Genomic DNA, 7226 nt, shown 5'->3' with positions numbered 1-7226 from the left:
AGGCTGAAGCCTTGGGCATTGCCGATTTGAATGGTGGCGCGTTCTTCAACGCTGAGTTCGGAATAGGACATAGGGGCAGCACCGTACCGGAAAGGTCAGGTGTTGCACTCAGTTTTTGCCGCCGCCCAGATTTACGCGAAAAACCAGTTCAGATACTCAGACCAGCATATCTGCATGAAAAAGTTGTCGTTAATAGATCGTCAAAGGCCCGCCCACTCGTTCGCCCTTCAAGACTAACGACAATGCGCGAATGCGCGGATCAAATAATAAGGATGGGGCGCAACGTCAGCTAACTACGCGACCCCAAACTGCGGGCAAAAAAAAACGCCAGCGCCGCAGGTTCGGGCGCTGGCGCTGGGAACCACCTTCAGCGTGCGACGATGTGCAGCGCCACCCGTTCGCGGCAAGGGCACTCGTCCATGTAGCGGTGGGCCTTCACGAACTCGTCGAAGGCGAACACGGTGGTCTTGAGCGGCACCAGCACGCGGTCGGCGGTGAGCTGGTTGATGTCGCGTAAGGCTCGTTGCAGCGCCACCTGGTCCTGGGCAATGCCCAGTTCCGGCTTGCCGGTAAAGTTACCGATGCAGTGCACAAAAAACTGGATGTTCTTCTGGAACGCCGCGCAGGCCGGGAACGGTGTCTGGTTACCGCCCTGCAACCCATAGAGCACCAGGCTGCCACGGGGCGCCAAGACGTCGCCCAACATCGACATCTGCGGCCCGCCGAGGCCATCGAACACCACGTCGACGCCGCGGTTGTCGGTGAACTTGTTGACCTGCATGAGCAGGTCCTGCTCTTCGGTGACGATGACCTTCTCGGCCCCCAGGCTCAGCAGGTATTCGCGCTCTTCGGCGGTCTTGGTCGCGGCAATCACCCGCACGCCCAGGGCCTTGCCCAGTTGTACGAAGGAGGGCCCGGCACAGTGGCTGGCGTCGGTGACCAGGGCGAACTGCCCCGGTTTGACCCGCGCCAGGTCAACGTAGGCAAAGTAAGCGATCAACAGCGGCGTGTAGTGCACGCTGGCTTGGATGGGGCTCAACACATCGGGGTAACGGGTCAAGGCGCTGCGCGGCAGCACGATCACTTCGCCGTACACCGGGTAATCATTGGGGCTTTCGGCCGGAAAACTGGCGACCTTGTCACCCACCGCCAAGTCCTCGACGCCCTCGCCGACCGCCGTCACCACCCCGGCCATTTCATGGCCCAGGCCCGAAGGCAAACGGGCGTGGGAAGACGCCAGGTTCTGCCGCCAGAGAACGTCGTACCAACTGATGCCGATCGCTTCGACACGCACCTGCACTTCACCCGGTGCGGGCAACGCGGGCGCATGCTCTTCGCATTTGAGCACGTCGGCTGCGCCAAACTTGTGAAAACGGATCGTGCGGGACATCGCAAACCTCGTCAAAAGTAACCTCTAATGCCCTGAACTTTATCCGGGCTTTCTGGCCAAGACTACCCGTGGCTATTAATAGTCGACATGTCTGTCATCGATTCCGCGACGCATACAGACCAGAAAACAGAACCATCAACGTAGGAAAAATGAATTAGCCGGTGCAGAGTAGCAGCCTTTGCCCGTAAGATTCACGCCGACCGTTGTTCTCAACGGGCAGCTCTCGTCAAGCGTACCGCCACGCTTGGCCGATTTTGCCAGGACACCCGATGAACCGTAACGACCTGCGTCGAGTCGACCTTAACCTGTTGATTGTGTTCGAAACACTGATGCACGAGCGCAGTGTGACCCGAGCTGCGGAAAAACTGTTCCTCGGCCAACCGGCCATCAGCGCGGCCCTCTCGCGCCTGCGCGGGCTGTTCGACGACCCGCTGTTCGTGCGCACTGGGCGCAGCATGGAACCCACCGCCCGAGCAGTGGAAATCTTCGCCCTGCTCTCCCCGGCCCTGGACTCGATTTCCACCGCTGTCAGCCGCGCCGCCGAGTTCGACCCGGCCACCAGCACTGCGGTATTTCGCATTGGCCTGTCGGACGATGTGGAGTTCGCCCTGCTGCCCATGCTGCTCAAGCGCCTGCGCGCCGAAGCGCCGGGCATCGTGTTGGTCGTGCGCCGGGTCAACTACATCCTGATGCCCGGCTTATTGGCCTCAGGGGAAATTTCCATCGGCGTGAGCTACACCACCGACCTGCCGGCCAACGCCAAGCGCAAGATCCTGCGCCGCAGCCTGCCCAAGATGCTGCGTGCCGACAGCGTGCCCGGCGCCCTGAGCCTGGACGACTTCTGCGCCCGCCCCCACGCCTTGGTGTCATTTGCCGGCGACCTGAGCGGGTTCATCGATGAAGAACTGGAAAAACTCGGCCGCAAGCGCCATGTCGTACTCGCCGTACCGCAGTTCAACGGCTTGGGCACCCTGCTGGCCGGCACCGACATACTCGCCACCGTGCCCGACTACACCGCACAAGCCCTCACCGCCGCCGGCGGCCTGCGCGCCGACGACCCGCCCCTGCCGGTACGCAGCTTCGAGCTGCACATGGCCTGGCGCGGTTCCCAGGACAACGACCCCGGTGAGCGCTGGCTGCGTTCGCGGATTCAGATGTTTTTTGGCGATCCTGAGAGTCTTTAGGCGTCGTCGGGCAGGCGCAGAACTCGTCCAGTTTCAGTCCTGATTACGGACGAATCGCGGCGCTGTGGCAAACCGGATCAAAGGTGCAACGCGGGCTTGGGCTGGCGAACGTCATAGGCAGAAGGGACGCGGACGCGCAACGCAATCAGCAACGCGGCGAGCAGCATCAGCACGGCCGCCGCTACGAATACGCCTGCGCTGCCACTGAGGCTGAACATTGCACCGCCGGCGGCCGCGCCGGTGGCAATGGCTGACTGCACAGAGGCCACTACCATGCCTCCGGCGCTTTCCGCCTGATCGGGTACCGAGCTGGCGACCCAGTTCGACCACGCCACCGGCACACCACCAAAGGCCAAGCCCCAGACCGCCAGCAGTGCCGCCTGCCCCGGCACCGAGGCCGGCAACAGCACCAACGCCAGTGCTGCAACGCCGACCAGCGCGGGCATCAGTACCAAAGTGGCCAGCGGGTGGCGCTCCAGCAGCCTGCCGGCCAACAGCGTGCCGACGAAGTTCGCCGCACCAAAACCCAGCAGCATCAGTGACAGCCCTTGCGGGCCGATGCCGGTAGTCCCTTCAAGGAACGGCCGAACATAAGTGAACATCGCGAAGTGGCCGCTGTGCACCAGCACACAACCGAACATGCCGATGGCGATGCCTGGGCGCTGTAACACCTCGAGCACGGTGCGCAGACGTGCCGGCCGGCGCGGCGCGAGGCGCGGCAGAGTGAGCGACTGGAAAGCCAGGGTCACCATGCCGACCGCCGCCGCTGCAAAGAACGCGCTGCGCCAGCCATATAGCCCGCCCAGATAGCTGCCCAGCGGCACGGCAACGACCGTGCCGATGGCAATGCCGCTGAAAATGATCGACAGCGCCCGGGGCAACAAAGCACTCGGCACCAAGCGCATCGCTACTGCCGCCGCCATGCTCCAGAACCCGCCAAGGGCAATGCCCAGCAAGATGCGCATCAACAACAGCACCGCGAAGCTGGAGGAAACGGCGACCAACAGATTGGAGGCGACCATCAGCGTGGAAAAACCCAGCAACACCCAACGGCGGTCGATGCCGCGGGTCAGGCCTGGCACCAACAAGCCAGCGAACAGCGCCACCACGGCGGTCACGGTTACCGCCTGGCCAGCCAGCGATTCGGACACTCCCAGGTCGGTCGCCATCAGCGTTAATAAACTGGCCGGAAGGTACTCAGCGGTCAGTAATCCGAACACACCCATTGCCAACGAGAAGACGGCCATCCACGCGGGCGTCGCAGGCTCTACGTCCGCGCCGACGCCAGGATGGCGGTCGGACACGGCGTTACATACACAGTCAGTCATTGCACGGATCTCCCAATATTCATTGCGAGCCGAAGTCTAGGCGCCGAAAACTGGATGATCTATGATCCAAAGTCTCTACTTTTTGACTAAAACACCTGAACGATGCCTGCAGATCAGTTTGCGCTTTCCTCGGACCTCATCAACGAGCTGTTGCGTGGCATGCGCCTGCGTGGCGTTGAATACCGGCGTATCCAAACGGGCCCAACCTTTGGTTTGGGTTTCGCGGAGAAACCTGGGCATGCCTGGTTCCACTTCATGGCCGTCGGCAATGCGCTAATGCGAATGGAGGACGGCAGCACCTACGCGCTGTCTGCCGGCAACGCCGTGTTCATCTCCCACGGCGCAGCCCATCAACTGTCTTCCCATTCCCACGTGCCTGTTCAAGACATCGACCGTCTAAACGGCGCGCCCTTAGGTGACACCGTCAGCGCGGTGGATACCGGAACCGATGCCAGCCCCACGCCGAGCACCCTTGTGTTCAGTGGTTGCATGGAGTTTGAACTGGGCAGTATCCATGGCCTCGGCCGGCTGATGCCGGGCCTCATGCTGATTGATGCCGGCGGCCAGCGTTACCCCGGGCTGGTGCCAATCCTGACCACCATGGAACGCGAGGTCAGTGCCGCCCGTGTCGGCTTCGCCGGTATCCTCGCGCGGTTGGCCGACGTGGTGGCCGCCATGGTCGTTCGCGGTTGGGTGGAGTGCGCCTGCGGGAATGCTTCTGGCCTGGTCGCCGCCTTGCGCGATCCACGCTTGGCCGGTGCACTGCTGGCGCTCCATCAACAACCGGGCCGCGACTGGACCGTTGCGCAGTTGGCAGAGCAATGCAATACCTCGCGTTCGGTCTTCGCGGACCGCTTTCAAGTGACGATTGGCATGACCCCGCTGCGCTATGTCACCGAACTGCGAATGCGGCTTGCAAGCCAGTGGCTGACCCTCGAAAGGCTGCCGATTGAAGAGGTGGCGCAGCGCTTGGGCTATACCTCCCAGGCCGCTTTCAGTCGCGCATTCAAGCGCATTACGGGCAAGACACCGGGTTTGAGTCGCAAGGTGAGGCAGCACGCGGTTACTTGAAACCGAGCGCAAGCAGTGGATGATCCGTGCCTGTGATTCATTTACCGCCCGTGACGTCGAGGAATGTACCGGTAAGGAAGGATGCCTGCGCGCTCGCCAGCCATAGGGTCGCCCGTGCCACGCCACGAATTCAACGCTCGGGGGGTGTTCTCGACGCGCAGAGAGCGCCAAGCGTAGCCTGACGACCGGGTGGGATTTGGGCGAGCGGTAACCAGACGCAGACCTCGAACCCCTCCTGTCGCCCTGTTGCAGGGGAGACCAATTTCATTCTCGCGTTGACGCCCTGCACAACGGCTTTGGCAATCGCCAACCCCAGCCCTGAACCGCTGATTTCACTGTGACCGCGCACAAAACGCTCGGTGAGTTGCTGCAACACCGGCGCGGGCACAGGCGGCCCACCATTGACCACCCGCAGCAGCGCCTGATGGGTGAGGCTGACTTCGACTGGTTGATCCGCAGCGCCATACTTGAGTGCGTTCTCGATCAGGTTGCGCAACAGAATGGCGAAGGCGTCCGGGTCTATCGTCGAGTACACACTCGTCTGGGTTGGCAGGTGCAGCTCGATCCGGTGCCCACTGCTGTGGTACCACTCATCGACCACATGGGCCAGCAGCGGGATGAGGTCCTGGGGCGTTTCGGACAACAGCCCGCCCCCCTCGGCCTTGGCCAACTGCATGAGTTTTTCCGAGAGCCGAGCCAGTTCGCGCAACGCGCTTTCGATTTTAGCCGCGCGTAACCGCAACGGGCCCTCGGGCGCTTCGTGTTGCAAACGCTGAATCTGCGCCAAGGTCGCGGCCAGTGGCGTGCGCAGTTCATGGGCACTGTTGGCCGTAAAGCTGCGCTCGGCCTCCAACGCCTTGCGCAAACGTTCCAGTAGATGATTGACCGCCTCGGCCAGTGGCGCGATTTCCGCCGGCAATCGCGCTCCGCTGATCGGCGACAGATCACCCACGCCCCGCGCTTCCACGGCACGACGGTAGGCCAATACGCTGCGCAGGCTGATGCGCACAAACATCCAGGTGCCTAACAGGCTGATGGGAATCAGCACCAGTAGGGGCAACAACAAGGCAAGCGACGCTTCCCACGCTGCTTCACGGCGGTGCTTCAGCGGTTCGGCGACTTCGATGAACACCGTCTCACGCAGCGCACTGGCGCCGTACAAACGGTATTTTTTAGTGGTTGAAAAGCCTTCGACAGGGTGTGGGTTGAAGATCTTCGGGTTGGCGTCGTGGGACTGCATCAGCACCTGGCCCTTGGCATCGCGCACCAGGTACGTCAGGTGTTCCTTGTGCATTTTCAGGGTGGCGACATGCTGCGCCTGCGTGGGGTCTTCCCGGTTGCTGATTTCCAGCACGGCCAGGGGCAGGATGCGCTGTGCAGTCTCTTGCAGCGCGCTGTCGAACACCTCGTTCAATTCATGTTGCACCACCAGCCAGGCACCGACGGTCGCCGCCAGCCACAGCAAGGTCGTGCCCAACGTCAAACCCAGGCCGAGACGTTTTTGCAGGCTTGACGACGGCTTCATACGGACATCAACCGGTAGCCCATGCCCCGCACGGTTTCAATCAGCTCGCGGCCGAGTTTTTTACGCAGCCGGCTGATGTAGACCTCGATGGTATTGCTCTCGATTTCGGCGCCGAAGGCATACAGCCGGTCCTCCAACTGCGACTTGGACAGCAACGCGCTGGGGCGTTGCACAAAAGCCTCGAACAGCGCCCACTCCCGCGCCGTCAGGTCCACCGTCGCGCCGGCCCGTTGCACTGTGCGGGCGCTCATGTCGACCTGCACATCACCGAGCTTGATCTGCGGATTGGGGTTGCCGCTATAACGTCGGGCCACCGCTGCCACACGGGCCGAGAGTTCAAACAAGTCGAACGGTTTGACCAGGTAGTCGTCGGCGCCAGCATTGAGGCCGGCAATACGATCGGAAATCTGATCCTGTGCAGTCAGGATAATCACCGGGGTCACGTCCCCTGCCGAGCGTTGCTGACGTAAAAATTCCAGCCCCCGGCCATCCGGGAGCATCAGATCCAGAAGGATCAAGTCGTACACCGTGGTACGCACGCTGTTGCGCGCATGCTCCAGGCGCTGCACCCAATCGACGGCGTGGCCATCATCGGCAATCTGTTCGCGCACTGCCTCCCCCAACCCCGCTGCGTCCTCGACCAATAAAACCCGCATCTGGCATCTCCTGGGATGGTTGTCGTGCAGCAGCTTAATTGCCTTACCTGACGTGAATCTGAAGATTCAGCT

Annotated in this window: 7 protein-coding genes and 1 pseudogene; 3 read left to right on the top strand and 5 right to left on the bottom strand. The window is 62.1% G+C overall.

Going from position 1 to position 7226, the window contains the following annotated elements:
* Positions 1 to 293: hypothetical protein (locus tag AC19YR_RS21060; protein ID WP_500600008.1), on the top strand; the 293-nt coding region annotated here is incomplete at its 5' end.
* A gap of 74 nt (positions 294 to 367) precedes the next feature.
* Here AC19YR_RS21060 and AC19YR_RS21055 read toward each other — a convergent pair.
* Positions 368 to 1390 (bottom strand): zinc-dependent alcohol dehydrogenase family protein, encoded by a 1023-nt coding sequence (locus AC19YR_RS21055; protein ID WP_095109751.1) that lies wholly within the window; start codon positions 1388 to 1390, stop codon positions 368 to 370.
* Between the two features lie 269 nt (positions 1391 to 1659).
* Between AC19YR_RS21055 and AC19YR_RS21050 the strand changes: the two genes are divergently transcribed.
* The gene (locus AC19YR_RS21050; protein WP_095109752.1) at positions 1660 to 2574 is read left to right on the top strand and encodes a LysR family transcriptional regulator; all 915 of its coding nucleotides are present in this window, start codon (positions 1660 to 1662) and stop codon (positions 2572 to 2574) included.
* A 77-nt stretch (positions 2575 to 2651) separates the two neighbouring features.
* On the opposite strand, the gene AC19YR_RS21045 is transcribed toward AC19YR_RS21050, so the two are convergent.
* Complete coding sequence (locus AC19YR_RS21045; RefSeq protein WP_500600006.1) at positions 2652 to 3902, bottom strand: MFS transporter; 1251 nt, start codon at positions 3900 to 3902, stop codon at positions 2652 to 2654.
* 102 nt (positions 3903 to 4004) lie between these two features.
* Here AC19YR_RS21045 and AC19YR_RS21040 point away from each other — a divergent pair, with 102 nt between their 5' ends.
* Positions 4005 to 4973, top strand: coding sequence for an AraC family transcriptional regulator (locus AC19YR_RS21040; RefSeq protein ID WP_500600004.1), 969 nt, complete (start codon positions 4005 to 4007; stop codon positions 4971 to 4973).
* A gap of 37 nt (positions 4974 to 5010) precedes the next feature.
* Here AC19YR_RS21040 and AC19YR_RS21035 read toward each other — a convergent pair.
* From AC19YR_RS21035 to AC19YR_RS21025, 3 genes and pseudogenes are all read right to left on the bottom strand, one after another.
* Positions 5011 to 5094: pseudogene (locus tag AC19YR_RS21035) on the bottom strand (NAD(P)-dependent oxidoreductase); the annotation flags it as partial.
* A 9-nt stretch (positions 5095 to 5103) separates the two neighbouring features.
* The gene (locus AC19YR_RS21030; RefSeq protein ID WP_500600003.1) at positions 5104 to 6498 is read right to left on the bottom strand and encodes a sensor histidine kinase; all 1395 of its coding nucleotides are present in this window, start codon (positions 6496 to 6498) and stop codon (positions 5104 to 5106) included.
* Positions 6495 to 7154 (bottom strand): response regulator transcription factor, encoded by a 660-nt coding sequence (locus AC19YR_RS21025; protein ID WP_500600002.1) that lies wholly within the window; start codon positions 7152 to 7154, stop codon positions 6495 to 6497. Before AC19YR_RS21025 ends, AC19YR_RS21030 begins: the two co-directional genes overlap by 4 nt.
* Positions 7155 to 7226 lie beyond the last annotated feature (72 nt).

The organism is Pseudomonas sp. MF08817 (assembly GCF_059862705.1).
Note: the sequence above shows the minus strand (reverse complement) of the source record. Positions and strands in the feature narration are given on the sequence as shown.

What these genes read in the sequence shown, in the direction of transcription:
- AC19YR_RS21055 (WP_095109751.1), bottom strand. Translation starts at nt 1,390, where the DNA reads ATGTCCCGCACGATCCGTTTTCACAAGTTTGGCGCAGCCGACGTGCTC.
- AC19YR_RS21050 (WP_095109752.1), top strand. Translation starts at nt 1,660, where the DNA reads ATGAACCGTAACGACCTGCGTCGAGTCGACCTTAACCTGTTGATTGTG.
- AC19YR_RS21045 (WP_500600006.1), bottom strand. Translation starts at nt 3,902, where the DNA reads ATGACTGACTGTGTATGTAACGCCGTGTCCGACCGCCATCCTGGCGTC.
- AC19YR_RS21040 (WP_500600004.1), top strand. Translation starts at nt 4,005, where the DNA reads ATGCCTGCAGATCAGTTTGCGCTTTCCTCGGACCTCATCAACGAGCTG.
- AC19YR_RS21030 (WP_500600003.1), bottom strand. Translation starts at nt 6,498, where the DNA reads ATGAAGCCGTCGTCAAGCCTGCAAAAACGTCTCGGCCTGGGTTTGACG.
- AC19YR_RS21025 (WP_500600002.1), bottom strand. Translation starts at nt 7,154, where the DNA reads ATGCGGGTTTTATTGGTCGAGGACGCAGCGGGGTTGGGGGAGGCAGTG.